The organism is uncultured Fibrobacter sp. (assembly GCF_947166265.1).
Taxonomy (GTDB): domain Bacteria; phylum Fibrobacterota; class Fibrobacteria; order Fibrobacterales; family Fibrobacteraceae; genus Fibrobacter.
Map to the genome: position 1 here is coordinate 1 of NZ_CAMVDO010000036.1, position 17,264 is coordinate 17,264.

The following is a 17,264-nucleotide window of genomic DNA, read 5'->3' on the forward strand; positions in this document are numbered from 1 at the left end:
GGCGGCAAGGAAGGCGCGCAAGCCGGGCTCTCGTTCGTGTTCGACAAGTCGGCCAGTTCCGACGGCAAGAACATCCCGTATGCGACCCTCAAGCTTGACCGCCCGGGCGACCTCAAGATGCCCGACGGTTCCAGCTGCAGTTACACCTCGAACGACATGAGCGTGGGCGACCTGGACGGCGACGGGGAACTCGAACTTGTCGTAAAGTGGGACCCGAGCAACCAGAAGGACAACTCGCAGAGCGGCTACACGGGAAACGTGTACATCGACGGCTACAAGATGAACGGCAAAAAGCTGTGGCGCATCGACCTGGGCAAGAACATCCGCGCGGGCGCCCACTACACGCAGTTCATGGTCTACGACCTGGACGGCGACGGCATTGCCGAAGTCGCCATGAAAACTAGCGACGGCACTGTCGACGGTACAGGCAAGGTCATCGGCGACAAGAGCAAGGATTACCGCACAAAGACCGGCACCATCATGAGCGGGAACGAGTTCCTGACCGTGTTCAACGGCAAGACGGGCGCCGCCATCACGACCATCGACTACATGCCGGGCCGTAATGTTACCAAGAACTGGGGCGACACCTACGGCAACCGCAGCGAACGCATGCTCGCGGCCATCGCCTACCTCGACGGCGTACACCCGAGCCTCGTGATGATGCGCGGCTACTACACCTACGCCTATGCGGTCGCCTACGATTTCGACGGCAAGCAACTCAAGCAGCGCTGGTACCACAAATCCGAAACGAGGGGCAAGGGCATCTTTGGCGAAGGCAACCACAACGTTTCCGTGGGCGACATCAACGGCGACGGCAAGGACGAAATCGTGTTCGGTTCCGCGGCGCTCAAGTCCGACGGCACGCTCCTTTACCGCACAGGGCTCGGACACGGCGACGCGCTCCACCTTTCGGACATGGACCCCGACCGCCCGGGCCTTGAATCGTGGGATGTTCACGAAGAAAAGTCCGCCGCCTACACCGACGACTTCCGCGGCCCCGACGGCAAGATCATCTGGGGCACCAAGCAGCCGAACCCGGGCGTCGACAACGGCCGAGGCCTTGCCGCAGACATCGACGCGGATCACCGCGGATTCGAGATGTGGAGCAGCGCGGGCGACGGCGTGAAGAACGTGAAGGGCCAGAAGATTTCGGGCAGCAAGCCCTCGGTGAACTTCCGCATCTATTTCGACGGCGACCTGCAAGACGAACTACTCGACGGTTCTATAGACAAGTGGAGCACCAAGGACAAGAAGGCGAACCGCTACTTCACCTACGGCAACGTGAACAAGTCCACTACGAACAACGGAACAAAGAAGAACCCGAGCCTCGTAGCCGATTTGTTCGGCGACTGGCGCGAAGAACTTATCCTGCGTTCGGGCAGCGACGCCTTCATGATTACGATTTTCGGCACTCCGGTCACGACGGATTACCGCGTGTACACCCTGATGCACGACCCGCATTACCGCGTGAGCATTGCCTGGCAGAACGTGGCCTACAACCAGCCGCCGCACCTGGGCTACTACCTGCCCGATGCGGTGAAGAACCTGAAGCAGCCTTCCATTTACCTCGCAGGTGACGGTACTACCCCCGTGGTTGTTGACCCGGTGATTGTCGACCCCGTCGTTCCCGAAATCAAGCACGACATGACGAAGGAATCGTTCGTGGATGCATCCGCCCCGGCAGAAGGTAAAGGCACCTTCGAAGACACGAACGAAGGCTGGAAAGAGAAGGGCTACTACAACTTCGACAACGATGAGGCGAGTTTTGCCACCTGGAAAGTGACCGCAAAGGAAGACGCGAAGACGACCGTCTCCATCGTGTTTGCAAACGGCGGGAACGATGCCCGCGACATGAACCTGTCCGTAAACGGCGGCGAAGCGGTCAGCGTAAGCCTGCCTTCTACCGGCAGCTGGACCACCTGGCAAGAAGTCCAGGTTCCCGTGAACATCGTGAAGGGAGAGAATACGCTCAAGCTCTCCTCCACCACGGAGAACGGCGGCCCGAACGTGGACGGTTTCTACTTCGGGGTGCCGGGCGTGACGCTTTCCTCTGCGGAAGGCACAACCGCCCTTGCGACTGGTGTGCAAAAGCTTGCCCGTGGCGGATATGCCGAAATCGAGATTTACAACATGAGCGGCCGCATCGTGGGGACCATCGCGAAATTTGTCGCCGCAGGTGAGAGCGCCGTGGACCTCTCGCAGGAACCGCTCCCGAAGGGGAGTTACCTCGTGCGAGTAAAAATCGACGGCAAGTACATCTCCAAGGGCATTTTTAAGAAATAGACCCCCCATAAACTCCCCGCCTAGCGCCCTTTCTCGGAAGGGCGTTAGGCGGCTTTTTACCGTTAACGGATTTCACAAAAAGGGATTGGTTTAAAATGAACGGATTTTATTCAAAGATTTGGCAAAGCCTCGTGGCAATTTCCATGGTCATTGCCCCGGCAGCCGTATGGGCGAAAGTAACCATCTACATGTGCGGCGATTCCACCATGCAGGACTGGAACGCAGGCTATTACCCCAAACAGGGCATCGGCCAGAATTTCGGATACTTCTTCGATTCCGGGCTCGCGACCGTCAAAAACTACGGTGCGGGCGGTACCGCCGCAGAAACTTATTACAACGGCGGGAAATGGACACCAGTCAAGAACACCCTCCAGAAAGGCGACTACGTATTCATCAAGTTCGGCATCAACGACCGCAACTACAGTTCCGAAGCCGGTTACCGCACCTACATGACCAAGATGATCAACGAGGCGAAGGCCAAGGGAGCCTACCCCATCATCGTGAATCCGGTACGCCGCAGCGATTTCCGCGGAACAAAGCAGGATTCAATTTACGAATCCTACCACAACTACCCGATTATCGCACGCGAACTTTCGAAAACGCTCAACACGCCCATCATCGACATGGACACCCTGAGCCGCAACTACCTGCTTTCCGTAGGCCAGTTCTACGCCCACCATTACCTGAACGTGGTGCTCGACAAGGGCGAATACAGTAACTACGCGAACGGGAACAACGACAACCTTCATTTCCAGCAGAACGGAGCCATCGCTTTCGGGCGCATCATTACCGAACAGTTGCGCGTACACCCGGACGCTCAGGTAAAAAAACTCGCCGACTACTTGGCGCCCATGTACAAGGTAGACGTGAAAGTCAGCCCCGCAGGTTCCGACCAGGCGACGACTATCAGCTCCTATTATCCCAAGGGCATGACGGTGACGCTCAAGACTACACCAAAATCCGGCAAGAAATTTCTTGGCTGGTATGACGGCAACGGCAAAAAGGTGAGCGGGAACGCGAACGCCTCGGTAAAATCAGACAAGATATACACCTTCGTCATGGGTTCCGCCAGCACGCAATACACCGCTGTTTACGAAGGCGGCACCGCAGAAAAATACACCGGTGACGGCAAGGCGCTCACGGCATTCCCGACAGGAACTCCGAAAAAACTTTCCGACGTAACATACTCCGTAGACACTACCGCGAAAGACACCGTCCAAGAAGAAGAAAAGCATATAAGCCTAGACATCAAGAACTTTATCGACGCCGCTAATCCCGACACAGGAAGCGGCGCCACCGAGGCAAACCACGAAGGCTATACAGGCAACGGTTTCTTCAATTTCGAAAACGCGCTGAATTCTACCGCCGAATACAAGATGAAGTTTCCCTCTGCAGGCTACGTGACTATGGGAATCCGCTATTCCTTTGCCGGCACCGAAGAGCGCTCGCTGAACGTGTACCTCGACCACGATTATATCGTGAAGTTCAAGCCCACGGCAGATTGGGACACCTGGGATACCGCCTACGTGGATCTAGACCTCATCAACGGCGAAGGAATCCTCAAGTTCATTTCCATGACCGAAAAAGGAGGGCCGAACATAGATGCTTTTGGATTCAGCGTTGACGATGTGGAACGAATCGTTCCCGAAGTCGAGACAACATCCCTGAAAGGCAACATTCTTTCTGTCGCGAAAAACGAAAACACAAGGATAGATGTTTTCGACATGTCGGGCCGTCTGGTCGCCCGCAAGCTCTCCGGCAGCGACAACATAGACCTGTCCGACATCGTCCAGGCAAGCGGCATCTACCGCATCATCGTCCGCAACGGGAAACACAAATTTAGCACCACCTGGGCCAACGTAAAATAAGGAGCCAGCATGAAGAACTTTTTCAAATACGCCATCGTGGCCGGCCTGTTTACAAGCCTTGCCGTGAGCGACACCACATCCTTCACCATCCATGTCATCGGCGATTCTACGGTCTGCAACTACAAGGATTCCGCATACCCGCAAAAAGGCTGGGGCCAGGTACTGAACAACTTCTTTGACGCTTCCCGCGTGAAGGTAAACAACGTGGCTATTGGCGGGCGCAGTTCCAAGAGTTTCATCGTTGACGGGCGTCTAAAAAGCCTTGAGCCCAACATCCAGAAAGGGGATTTCGTATTCGTGCAGTTCGGGCATAACGACCGCACCGCAAACAAGCCGGAACGCTACGTCCCCCAGGATTCCTTCCCGTATTACATGAAGCAGTACATCACGACGGCGCAAAAGCGCGGGGCAACCCCGGTGTTGGTTTCAACCGTCACCATGAGCGGTTCGCGCAACGTATTTTCTACCGGCAGCAACAACTACGATTCCCGCGGCATGATGCTTAAACTTGCGAAGGATTACAAGATTCCCTTCGTAGACCTGAACATGAAATCCTACAATACCTATAACAATACATACAAAGGAATGATGGATTCGTATGTCAAGAAATTCCTTTACATGCAACTGGACGCAGGACTATACCCCAACTACCCCAACGGCAGTAACGACGGGAATACGCACTTCCAGGAAATGGGTTCCATGGGCCACGGCACCATGATTGCAGAAGAACTGGAAAGGGGCGTAAACGACACCTTCCTTTCGCCCGAATCGAAGGCAGAACTCACAAAGCTCGTTTCGGCGTTACGCCCCCGCTACAAGGTGACCGTAAAGGCGAACATTGCGACTAAGGGCGCTATCACGCAGGACCAGAGTTTCCCGGGAGGTTCCCCCATGACCCTTCGGGTGGCACCCGCAAGCGGCGAGACCTTTGAATACTGGGCAGACGAGAACTGCAAGAAAATTTCGTCCAACAAGCTCTACTACGGTTTCAAGACGCCCAACCACAATACGACCTACACCGCCATGTTCAAGGGCGGCGCCGCCTGTGTCGCAAGTTCAACTACCGAAAACGAAAGTTCCAGCTCTGTAGTGCCAGCATCTTCCAGTTCCGAATTCCCGCAATCCAGTTCCGCCATCGTAGAATGCTCCAACCTCAAGGGAATCAAGGCCTGGCCTTCACCCATCGACATGGCAAACCCGGACAAGGGAGACGGCACCACCGACACGAACCACGAAGGCTACGTGGGCAAGGGATTCTTCAACCTTACCAACGACATTTCCAGCACAGCTACGTACAAGCTCACTTCCGACAGGTCAGCCACCAACGCACGGGTTATGGTGCGCTACGCTTTTGACGGGACCGAAAACCGCGACATGAAAATCAAGATCGATGCAGTCACCTACGATATAAAGCTCCCGCCTACCGGTGGCTGGGATATCTGGGACACCGCCTATGTGGAAGACGTTTGGCTCGACGCAGTAGATTTTGACATGGTCCTCTATTCCACAACAAATAACGGAGGCCCCAACGTTGACATGGTATCCTTTACCAACGAGGCCGTACACCGGGTCGGATGCCCCGTCGCCGAAGTACTCAAGGACTCTAGCGGCACGCAGGATCCCGAAAAGGGCACCACCATCGCCGCCACCATGCAAAAGAACCAAATGGGTTTCGACCCTCGAAACCTTACATTCCGTTCCGCAGGCGGTTTGGCACGCATACAAATCATGAATGCACTCGGCAAGACAGTTCTTGACGAGACCCGCATGGTTTCGGCCGGCAACGTAACGCTCCTACAAGGAGGCGCACGACTTTCAGCCGGTCGCTACTACCTACGCATAGAACTTGACGGGAAAATCGCCATTTTTGCGCATTTTGCGGTATCGGGGAAATGAATTGAAAAAAAAATCAAATTTTTTTCTTGCAATTTAGAAAATTTTATAGTACATTTTGTAGTACAAGTATAAACGCGTGTAAAAGGGATGGTTTTATGGAACAGCAAAAACAATTAGCAGGAATAGACACTGCGATCAAGGCAGCAACGATTCTCACGGCGGTCGCAGTCCTCGGGGCGTTCGCATGGGCAGACGCCGCCGAAAACTACAAGTTCGACTTCGGCGAGGGCCCGGTTGCCGCGGGCTACACGCAAGTCAAGGCAAGCACCAAGTACAGCGACTCGCAGGGCTACGGTTTCGAAAGCGGGACGGTTTCTTCGGTAGACCGCCTGTGGGACGACGACCTCACCACGGATTTCTTGACGGCGAAGGGCGACATGGTTTTCTCGGTGGCACTCCCGCAAGGCAATTACGAGGTGACGTTCATTCTCGGTGACGGTGAGAACGAAAGTGAAACCACCGTATGGGCCGAAAACCGCAAGCTCATGCTCGACCGCGTCACCCTCGCCGGCGGCGTGTTCAGCAGGCAGACCGTTTCGCTCAGGCGCATGGAAACAAGAAGCATGGACGGCTCGGTGACCATGAGCATCAAGGACCGCGAAAAAGATTACCGCACCTGGGACAAGAAGCTCACCTTCGTCATCAGCGGCAAGGCGCCCGCCGTCGCAGGAATCGAAATCAAGCGTAACGACAACGTGACCACGCTCTGGCTCTGCGGAAACTCCACCGTGGTTGACCAGATTATGGCACCGTGGGCGGGCTGGGGCCAGATGGCCCCGGGATTTTTCAAATCCAGCCTTGCCATCGCGAACTACGCCGAATCGGGCCTTACCGCCAGCGGGTTCTACAGCATGAAGCGTCTCGCCAAGATTCTCTCCGAAGTCAAGAAGGGCGACTTCGTGACCGTGCAGTTCGCACATAACGACCAGAAGAATCAAAACGACGTGAACAACTACGAAGCGACCCTCACCAAGTACGCAAACGAAATCAAGGCGAAGGGCGCCACGCCGCTGTTCGTGACATCCACCGCAAGGCAGAACGAGACCGACCCGAAAACAGCCGTGGGCGGGCTTCCCGAACGCATGCGCGCCCTCGGCAAAAAACTCGGCGTCACCGTACTCGACCTGAACCAGCACAGCATCACGCTCGGCAAGGCGCTCGGAGGCAACAAGGAAAAAATGTACATGTACACCGCGAGCGACAAGACGCACTTCTGCGAATACGGCGCCTACGAACTCGCCCGCGCGAACATCGAAGAAATCAAGGCGAAAGTGCCTGAACTCGCCAAGCACCTGCGCGACGACCATGAGGCATTCAACTCCAGCAAGCCCGATCCGCTCGACATCCTTACACGGGCAAAGACACCCATCACCGATGGAGGCTTGATTCAGGTGGAACCGGAATCCAGCAGTTCCGAAGAGCCGGAATCTTCTTCAAGCGCAGAAATCGCCGGGCCGCAGTCTTCCGGCACAGAAGATACCGAGGGTGTCACCATCGTCGAATCCATGACGCCGCGCAATGCACTTAGCGGTCGAATCGACGGCAGCACGCTCCATCTCGAAGGCGTCGACGGCGGCGCACACGACATCAGCGTCTTCGACATGCAAGGCCACCGCATCGCGGAATTCCGCGCAGTGCAGGGGAGCGAACTCCACGTAACCCTACGGCAAGGCGCCTATCTCGTCAAGGTCTCGCAAGGCAACAGGACCCTCGGAATTTTCAAGGCCGTAAGGCGTTAACACTCTCAAAACAACACACCTCCAACAAAAGCTACCAAGCCGAGAGTCGCGGGCAAGCTTGCTTGCACATGACCGAGGCGCAGTGCTTTGAATTGACTTTGTCAATAAAAAGCTCCCTAGCCGAGAGTCGCAGGCAAGCTTGCTTGCACATGACCGAGGCGCAGAGCTTTGCATTGACCTCGCCAATGCAAAAGCACCCCGGCATTCGCCGGGGTGCCTTTGTTTGGTATCATCGATTTATCGGAAAATGCTTATCGATTTCGCCTCGCGGTAGCTGCCGGTCGTCACCTTCACGATATAGGTCGCCATAGGCAAGCCATTCATATCAAACGCAAACGTATGCGCACCTGCGTTCTGCTCACCCACCATTTCCTGGGCAATCAAGGCTCCAAAGCCTGTAAACAGGCTGATCTTGACATTGTCGCGACGCGGAAGATTGTAGCGGACTTCAATTTGACCACGACGAACAGCAAGATTCATATGCGTCGAAAGTCCTTCAAGTCCAAACATCAACGCAGTTGTCGCCTCGCCACTACCCGTTTCGTTCGTGATAGAGACGTTCACCTTGAACAGCACCGACTTTCCGTTGTACGAAAGTCCCTGCGTAAAGCTGTATTTTTCGCCGTCCTTCACGCGGTTCGGATAATGTCCAATGGAAAGTGTTCCCTTCGAAAGGTCTGCTTCGCTGAACACGTAGGCGGACTCACCCCATTCCACCACCTTGCCGTCTTTACCGAACCAGTGTCCCGGCGCAGTGGCGGTGCTGTTGGTCACCATGTTGCCGTCGCTTTCCTGGGCAAAGAAGGTCGCCTGGGAAAGAGTTGCCGCAGTAAGTCCAAGCTTTTGAGCGATTTCGTTCACATCTAATTTTGCAGAGACTTTCGCATAGTTATCGTCAATCGGAAGCGTCACCGAGATGGAATATGTCGTGGCATCGTCCAAGACAATCTTTTCGGAGCTGCTGGAAGCCACCACGCTGCTAGAACTTGCGGGAGCGACAGAGCTGCTCGATGCCACAGAACTACTGAACGCAACCGGAGCATCGCCGATTTCAGGCCAGTTGTAATCCAGTTTAAAGTCGTTGTAGTACTTGACGTTTGCAGCCCCTGCGCCACTCACGCCCGTTTCCAGTTTCAACTTATAATCGTAATGCAGCTTGCGAATTCCCGTATTGCCAGTATACTGGTAATCGGTATTCACGACCACGGCAAAAACCATCTGCGTTCCGTTTGTAGAAGAAGGCGTCTTGTCTAGACGCAGCGTTGCAGAGCCTTCGCCCGTAATGGGTTCGCTGTAGACAGGCGTACCGTCGGTCGCGCGGTAGCACAGCAAGAAATTCATGTTCTTGTTGTTGGAATTTGCACCGTTCGGGTAGAAGCTCACCGTCACTTCCTTTGCGCCGCTTTGCACTTTCAGCGGCACCACGTTCGAGCCAGACCAACCCGGAGTTGTTTCCTGATTCGGAACAAGGTAGCCGTTGCTTTCCGTCACCGTCTGGTAGGGCGTCATGGTCCAGGTGTAGCTTTTCCTGTTATTGTCCCACATGTCCTGTTCCCAGTAGGTGTCGCTTCCAAAATGCTGGTTCAGCAAATTCTTGATTTCGCCGGACCATTTTTTCATGTCAAGCATCGCAAGCCTTGCGCGGAATTCGGTAATGAGCCTGCGCACGCCCGCATCGCCAAGGCCCTTGTCGAGGCCGTAGGTTTCGAGCAGGTATTTGGTCTTGCCGTAAGCGTTTCCGTAAATCCAGCGCACCGCACCCGTTCCAATCCATGTGCCGATAAACGTCGGGAAGATGTTGCTATACTGCGAGCCCCCCAGCAGGTAACGCTGATTTTTACCGGTCACGCCACCGTCATCGGCACCGCCGCCGGGGCCACCGAAGGTACCGTCGATGAGCCAGCCCGAATAGCATTCAATCGGCATAAATGGCGCAATGACCGTCGCCGCATTCAAAAATCCCATACCGCTGTATACACCATCGCGGTGGCTGAACATATCCTGCTGAATCCAGGTGTTGCCCGCTTCCTGGAACCAGTGTGCATCCTTTGCGCCGGGGTATCCATTCGTCATCGAGTGGATTCCCTCGTGAATCATCGCATCCATCTGCGCCACACGATCACGGTAAGGGCAACTCGTATTGAAACTGTACAGCGGATAGAACGAAGCGGCCACGGCCGTGTAGCCAGCCACCCATGTTTGCCAACCACCCGTGGTATCGTCCTTCGCACCACCGGCACACGTACCCGAGCCGTAGTAATAAACGGCGCTGTACTGGCCGTCCTGCGCCTGGGCATCCGGCGCCCATCCCATCTCATTGTACAGGTACTCGAAATCGGTATCGTACTTCTTGAGGATCGAATCAATCGTCACGTCGGTAATGCGGCTGTCGCGATCCTTGCCCCAATAAAACGCCCACCACTTACCGGCCTTCTTTCCGGTAACGCCCGAACAATTGTTATTGAACTTGGTCGGCGGCTGGATATCGCCCAGATTAGACTTCGTGTCGTAATCCAGGTCGCTGCGGTAACCGGGCCATGTGTAAGCATCACCCGACGCCGCGTATGAGTGAACACCTAGGGCAGCCGACAAAACGGCGCCCGGAATCAATCCCAAACAACTTTTTCGCATAACACACTCCAACTTTATGCGAAAATAAAAATACTCCCTTTTGTGCCAGGGAGTACCAAAACTTTCATTTACGTGTTGTCTGTGGACAACGGGCTTCGTCGCAATTACTTTTCACCTTATTTAATCATAACCACAGGCCAGTAGTTTTCGGGGCGTTGGTTCAAGTAAGCGAGACGAGTCCAAGAATCGTCGCGATAGCAGCCACCGAGCATCAGTTCATCAATCGTGCCCGTAAAACCGCCGACCTTAAAATCCTCTAAATCACGCGCACCCGTCCAGGCGATTTGTTCCGGCTCCGTTTCAATCTTGCGGTCGTTCACGTAGAAATTGGACTGCGAAGTCGTGTGGCGGCTGAAGGCAACATAGACCCACTCGCCCGCCTTAATATCAGACGTTCCAGACACCCAGGCGTATTTTATTGAATCGGAACTTGAATCAGGAACCCAGAGGTCCACAACAAAGCCTTTCTCCGGAACGTAGCGGAGTGCATATTCCTTCGACTTTTCAAAAATCGTCTGTTCTTCATCTATCGCATCAAGCTTCACCCAGACGGAGAAGCAGAAATATCCGCTACCGTCAAAATTCAGGTTCACCTTGTGTGTATCGTCGGGTTCCGCAGAATCCTTGACATAAAATCCACCTGCGGTATCCAGCTTTACACCTCCACCCACGACACCACCGACCATAGCATCCAAGCCAACGGAGCCAAGGACACGCCCGTCAAAGTAACCATACTCGGAATCATCGTTCATGGGAGAAAGCGGATTTCCGAAATGCCACACCAGCGAGTAACTGCGGTTCGTCGCAAAGATATCGTTTGCATAAGCAGAGCCGTTTTCCGTATCAAGGGGAGCATTATAAAGAATCTCCAGGGAATCCGTCACGTTCAGCGAATCCACCTTCACCCAAAGAATCGGCGTTTCCTGCTCAGTATCATAATCGGAAATTTTGATGGGGAGTTTCTTGCTGCGGGTCCCATCTTTTGAAACGCGAACGACATCCCAGCGGCCGTTTGCCGAGCAGCGCTGCAAATCGGAATCGCAACTTTCAGCCAGGCGGAGCGCAATCGGAATATCCGTTACGACAGAGGTCAAAGTATCTACGCCCTTCGGGAGCGCAAGCGGCGCCATGAAGGTATAAGAGACCGTATCTAGCGGGGTTTCGACACAAACCGTATCCAGCTTCGAATTGCAATCATCATCTTCTTGGATCTTTTGTACCAGGAACACGGTATCCGCGGACTTGACCGAAATATTTTCATATTTAACGGTGTCGCCTTCCAAGTAAATACGCAGGTTCATCGTATCTACAGGCAAGCTATCCGTAAAGACCTTGTGTTCGCGAACTGTCGCCTCGCGCAAAATGGTCGTCCCAAGCACCGTCACCACAGCAGAGGTTCCATCCGCGATAGAATCGCCCACGTAAAGAACGGCTGAACCCGGCGCACGCAGCGTATCGTTCACGGCAACGGAATCATCCTCCGTCACCTTCACGCCCTGCACCAAGAGCCGCCTTCCCGATTTTTCGTGATAAGCCTCGATAGCGTAAGTTCCATTAGGCACGGAATCCAGGCGGTAATAGCCGTCTTTGTCGGTTTCGGTAGAATACGCCGCAGGGAGAGCCGCACCTGTTGTGGCATCGTAGCCCTCGGGCACGCACTGGACTTTCGTACGCGCCGCTGGTTGCCCATTATCGAACACCAAAATGCCCGCGAGTTCAGGAGAACCCGTTTCGGCGCTATTGCCCGCCACATGGCTATCGGATGAACACGCCGCAAGCAAGGCAAGACCGGGTCCCACCGCAAAAACAGCAAAAACAGGGGCCAAGGCATGGCTCCACATACGGCCCAAAACAGACCACACCTTGCGACTTTTTTCAACACTCATCACCACTAATATAAATATAGATTTGCAAAAACGAATCCAAAATAGTGCAAAAAATTACCCGTTGTTTCTGGACAACGCCCAAAAAAGCAAAAAAACGGCATTTTTCGTGTTCCCATCCGCCACTTTTTATATACATTCAGGGTATGGCACCGCAAGCACTGAGACTATCCGAGATAACGATTTCAAATCTGCGCTCTATCCAGAGGCAGACGTTTCCGCTCAGTAGCTTTACGGCCCTTATCGGCTACAACAACGCCGGTAAGACGAATATCCTAATGGGCATTCGCTGGCTATTGTCCAATTTTTCGTTCGACATTTCGTACTTTGACGACCCGAACCGCCCCGTAGAAGTCATCGGCGTCTTTGACGGTATTTCGGAGCAGGTGCTCGGCCGCTTGGGCGAAGAACGTGCCGCTGCGGTGCGCCCCTACTTGCAGAATACGCCGCAGGGTCCGGGCAGACTACGCGTCAAGAAGGTGCAGCGCATTCCCGGCGAAAACCCCGATGGGCTCGATGTGCTGGTCTTTGTGCCGAGCAACCACCGCAAGGGCGACAAGCGCGAATGGGTCAGGCCCAGCGAAGAATTCAAGAAGGCCTACCACCGCATGTTCCCCGAATCCATTGCCATTTGGGACTTTGAAGGGAACCAGGCGTTCACCAAGCTTCTACATGAAATTTTCAAGCCGCTTGAGCGCCGCTTCGGAAGCGAAATCAACACGCTCTTGAACAAGTTCTGCGACCTGCTCTCGCCCGACAGCGAAAACCGCGCCGCCGAAATCGGGGCGTTCGACCGCGAAGTCAACGAAAAGCTTTCGCCGCTGTTCCCGAGCGTAAAAGTTGAGCTCGACATTCCCATGCCGACCCTCGAGACATTCCTCAAGAAGGCGAGCCTCAAGGTTATCGACGAAGACGACGGTTTCGAACGCGACATCAGCCGCATGGGCGAAGGCAGCAAGCGCGCTATCCAGATGGCCCTAGTGCGTTACCTCGCCGACGTAAAAAAGCACCACCATAACCATTACCTGAGCCGAACGCTGCTGCTCATCGATTCACCGGAACTTTACCTGCACCCGCAGGCGGTGGAACTTGTGCGCGTCGCCCTCAAGAACCTTTCGAACGAAGGCTACCAGGTGGTATTCGCGACGCACAGCGCCCAGATGGTCACCAGCGAAGACGTCAGCACCTCGCTCCTTATCCGCAAGAACAAGGCCCGCGGAACCTTTATGCGCAAGCGAATGGAAGACGCCGTGCACCAGGTGGTGCAAGACGCCCCGAGCCAACTGCAGATGCTTTTCAGCCTATCGAACAGCAACGAACTCCTTTTCGCCGACTACGTGCTTTTGACGGAAGGCAAGACGGAGTGGCGCGTACTCCCCGCCCTTTTCGAGCGCATCACGGGGCAGTCTTTCGCCTTGATTAAATGCGCCCTCGTAAGGCAGGGCGGCGTAAGCAACACGCGCAAGAGCATGCAGGTGCTGAGTGCCATGGACATGCCCGTGCGAGCCATCGTCGATTTGGACTACGCCTTTACCACCGCCACCCGCGACGGATTCCTAGAGGCAAACGATCCCGACATCAAGTACTGCCGCGACCTGTTCCGCGAACTCGCCTTTCACAACCACTTGCGCCTGGTGAACGGGCTCCCCGTCAACAAACACAGCAACATCAACGCCTCGACGGCATACGCCATGATGGCCTCGATGGAAGAAGCGCAGCAACCCATCCGTAGCATTCACGCGAAACTCCGCAGCCAGGGAATCTGGGTGTGGACACACGGCGCTATCGAAGAGCACCTAGGCCTTGAAGCCAAGAACGAAAACGCCTGGAGCAGGTTCATCGAACGCTGCAAGTCTCCGAACTTTATAAAAACGCTCCCCGACTACGCAAGCATCGAGGAGCTGTGCAAATGGATTATCGAAGGCAGCCGCGGGAATTAATATGTTCCCAGAAGGGAACGTACCTTCTCCATCATAGCCTTAGACTTAACACGAGCCTTTTCCTTACCGTAGGCAAGGATCTTGTCGATTTCTTCGGTGTGGTCCAGCAAGTAGAAGTACTTTTCGCGAGCAGCGCCCAGGTGTTCTTCGAGCACGTTCTGCAGTTCCTGCTTTGCGTGGCCCCAGCCCATGCCACCGGCGCGGTAGCGAGCAGCCAGAGCTTCAGTCTGTTCCGGCGTTGCAAACAGCTTGTACAGCTTGAACACGTTGCAAGTATCCGGATCCTTGGGTTCTTCGATACCCTGGGAGTTCGTCACGATCTTGCCAATCTTCTTCTTCAAGGCCTTGCTTTCGAGGAAGATGTCGATGACGTTATCGTAGGACTTGCTCATCTTGCGACCGTCGAGGCCCGGGATAATACCTGTGGTTTCCTGGAACACCGGTTCAGGAATCGTGAACACGTCTTCGCCAAAATGCTTATTGAACTTGATGGCGATATCGCGGGCAAATTCAACGTGCTGCTTCTGGTCCTTGCCAACCGGCACGATATCTGCACCGAACATCAGGATGTCGGCATCCATCAGGCACGGGTAGCAATAGAGGCCCATGTTCACGTTGGCATCCGGATCTTCGCCAGCGGCTTCGTTCTTCGCGACCTTGTCCTTGTAGGCGTGAGCGCGGTTCATGAAACCCTTCGGCGTAAAGCAGCTAAGCGCCCAGCTGAGTTCAAAAATCTCAGGAATGTCGCTCTGCTTGTAGAACAGGCCTTCTTCCGGGTTCAGGCCAAGGGCAAGCCAGGTCGCCGCAATCTTGTAGATGTTCGCGCGCATCTCGGCACCGTTCTGCACGGTAGTGAGAGCGTGGTAGTCCGCAATGAAGTAGACCGTATCGTAGGTCTTCGAAAGTTCAAGAGCGGGGCGGATTGCACCGAGATAGTTACCCAGGTGAGGTGTGCCGGTGGGCTTGATGCCCGTGAGAGAAATTTTTTTCGTGGCCATAGAATTGAAGGGTTAATGATTAGAATCTTTTAACAGTTTATCGAAATACACAATCGTCTTTTCGAGGCCCTGGCGCAAGGGAATCGTCGGTTCCCAACCGAGGGCGGATTTTGCAAGATCGATGTTCGGACGACGCATCTTCGGATCGTCACCGGGCAGCGGCTTGTACACAATCTTGCTCTTGGAACTCGTGAGTTCAAGAACTTCTTTAGCAAGTTCAAGCATCGTGAATTCGCCGGGGTTTCCGATATTCACCGGTCCAATAATCTTGTCCTGGTTCATCATGCGGACAAAACCTTCGATGAGGTCGTCCACGTAGCAGAAACTGCGCGTCTGGCTGCCGTCACCGTAAATGGTGATATCTTCGCCCTTGAGCGCCTGCACAATGAAGTTGCTCACCACGCGGCCGTCGTTCATGAGCATACGCGGTCCGTAGGTGTTAAAAATTCGAACGATGCGGATGTCCACATTGTTCTGGCGATGGTAATCCATGAACAAGGTCTCGGCGACACGCTTGCCTTCATCATAGCAACTGCGGATGCCGATGGGGTTCACGTTTCCCCAGTAGTCTTCGGTCTGCGGATGCACGGCAGGGTCACCGTAGACTTCGCTGGTGCTTGCCTGCAAGATGCGGGCCTTTACACGCTTTGCCATACCGAGCATATTGATGGCACCCATCACGCTCGTCTTGATGGTCTTCACCGGATTGAACTGGTAATGGATGGGGCTTGCAGGGCACGCCAAGTTAAAGATGCGGTCCACTTCCAAAAGAATCGGCTCCGTCACGTCATGGCGAATGAGTTCGAAGCGGCGGTTGTCGCGCAAGTGGTCGACATTCACCAGGCGCCCTGTAAAATAGTTGTCGAGGCAAATCACCTCGTGCCCGTCATTCAGCAGACGTTCACACAAGTGACTTCCCAGAAAACCCGCACCACCAGTAACTAGACAACGCATATTAAGCTCCAATTATTCGAGCATAATATAGCTATTTAACAATCTGGTTCTTACCGTGTTTCTTGCCCCAATACAGTTTTTCGTCTGCCTGACGGAGGTATTCCTCGTAGTCAGCAATACTTTCGCCCGTGCAAAGGCCAATAGTCGCCGTAATGGCAACCCGAGTTCCCTTGTGATAAATTTCCTGTTCCGAAAGATTCGTCCGGAACGTTTCCAAGACCTCCAATGCGCGGGAATTTTCCACCTGCGGCAGATAAAGCACAAATTCTTCGCCACCCCAGCGAACCGCCACAGCATCCTGGGGAAGGCAAGACTCAATGCACTTGCTTACCGCCGCCAAGACTCTATCGCCGGTTTCATGACCATAAGTGTCATTAATTTTCTTGAAGTCATCCACATCCAGCATCGCGACAGAGAAAGACGTTTCCTTTTCGTCCTTGCTACGCTTCATGATGCTTTCAAAGAACCGGCGGTTATAAAGGCCTGTCAGCATATCATGATTGCTGCTGTAGTCCAGTTTTTCGCGAGTCGTTCTCAGCTCCACCAAATAAAGGTTGGTTAAATAGAACAGCGAGAACAGCGTAATGATCAAGTTCAAGACTTTCACAAAAGAGCTGTGATGCAGAACCAAATCCATCAGTTCTGGATAAAGGGAATAATTAAAAACGGAAATCAAGCTAATTGCAACCGCAAGCGCAGCACCAATAAGCTGATATATGTGCTTTTTCCTGTTGGAATAAGGCAACATAAAGAAAATCACCGCCACCATGCCAATGACAAAAGTCAAGGTACCAAAATGACCGCCCGAAATCAATTCCGTCATAGCGGAGAAAAAAATGATTTCGAAGTAGGCGAAGGAAATTCTGAGATTTTCATCCTTAAAAATTGTCAAGAAAACAACGTATATCACAGAACTAATGGCATTCAGGACCACCAACGGGAAAAGTCCAAACTTCCAGAACAGGAACACATTAAAAATGTGAACGCACAGGCACATAATTAAGAAAATTAAGGTCCTATGCTCCGAGAGCGTTTCAAGAAATTTTTTCGGCATTTATTTTCCCCTTCTTAC

10 protein-coding genes are annotated in these 17,264 nt (G+C 53.9%); 5 read left to right on the top strand and 5 right to left on the bottom strand.

Features of this window, described 5'->3' with window-relative positions; translation table 11 throughout:
* From Q0W37_RS13085 to Q0W37_RS13100, 4 genes are all read left to right on the top strand, one after another.
* The coding region (locus Q0W37_RS13085; RefSeq protein ID WP_297701998.1) for a carbohydrate-binding protein at nt 1-2,283 on the top strand (2,283 nt) is incomplete at its 5' end.
* A gap of 95 nt (nt 2,284-2,378) precedes the next feature.
* On the top strand, nt 2,379-4,151 hold the full coding sequence (locus Q0W37_RS13090; protein WP_297701999.1) for a GDSL-type esterase/lipase family protein: 1,773 nt from the start codon (nt 2,379-2,381) through the stop codon (nt 4,149-4,151).
* A gap of 9 nt (nt 4,152-4,160) precedes the next feature.
* The gene (locus Q0W37_RS13095; protein ID WP_297702000.1) at nt 4,161-6,047 is read left to right on the top strand and encodes a GDSL-type esterase/lipase family protein; all 1,887 of its coding nucleotides are present in this window, start codon (nt 4,161-4,163) and stop codon (nt 6,045-6,047) included.
* 95 nt (nt 6,048-6,142) lie between these two features.
* Nucleotides 6,143-7,786, top strand: a complete 1,644-nt coding sequence (locus Q0W37_RS13100; protein WP_297702001.1) for a GDSL-type esterase/lipase family protein — start codon at nt 6,143-6,145, stop codon at nt 7,784-7,786.
* 237 nt (nt 7,787-8,023) lie between these two features.
* Here the strand turns inward: Q0W37_RS13100 and Q0W37_RS13105 are convergent, their stop codons facing one another.
* Nucleotides 8,024-10,417, bottom strand: a complete 2,394-nt coding sequence (locus Q0W37_RS13105) for a DUF4859 domain-containing protein (RefSeq protein WP_297702002.1) — start codon at nt 10,415-10,417, stop codon at nt 8,024-8,026.
* 116 nt (nt 10,418-10,533) lie between these two features.
* On the bottom strand, nt 10,534-12,303 hold the full coding sequence (locus tag Q0W37_RS13110) for a LamG-like jellyroll fold domain-containing protein (RefSeq protein ID WP_297702003.1): 1,770 nt from the start codon (nt 12,301-12,303) through the stop codon (nt 10,534-10,536).
* Nucleotides 12,304-12,446: 143 nt separating this feature from the next.
* Here Q0W37_RS13110 and Q0W37_RS13115 point away from each other — a divergent pair, with 143 nt between their 5' ends.
* On the top strand, nt 12,447-14,240 hold the full coding sequence (locus Q0W37_RS13115; RefSeq protein WP_297702004.1) for an AAA family ATPase: 1,794 nt from the start codon (nt 12,447-12,449) through the stop codon (nt 14,238-14,240).
* Here Q0W37_RS13115 and trpS read toward each other — a convergent pair.
* The 3 genes from trpS to Q0W37_RS13130 are packed head-to-tail and all read right to left on the bottom strand — an operon-like array spanning nt 14,237 to nt 17,246.
* Complete coding sequence (gene trpS, locus Q0W37_RS13120) at nt 14,237-15,238, bottom strand: tryptophan--tRNA ligase (protein ID WP_297702005.1); 1,002 nt, start codon at nt 15,236-15,238, stop codon at nt 14,237-14,239. The genes Q0W37_RS13115 and trpS overlap by 4 nt on opposite strands.
* 12 nt (nt 15,239-15,250) lie before the next feature.
* Nucleotides 15,251-16,192 carry a UDP-glucuronic acid decarboxylase family protein gene (locus Q0W37_RS13125; RefSeq protein ID WP_290994112.1) on the bottom strand — a complete coding sequence of 314 codons (942 nt, stop codon included), beginning with the start codon at nt 16,190-16,192 and terminating at the stop codon, nt 15,251-15,253.
* Nucleotides 16,193-16,223: 31 nt separating this feature from the next.
* Complete coding sequence (locus Q0W37_RS13130) at nt 16,224-17,246, bottom strand: GGDEF domain-containing protein (RefSeq protein WP_297702006.1); 1,023 nt, start codon at nt 17,244-17,246, stop codon at nt 16,224-16,226.
* Nucleotides 17,247-17,264: the final 18 nt, after the last annotated feature.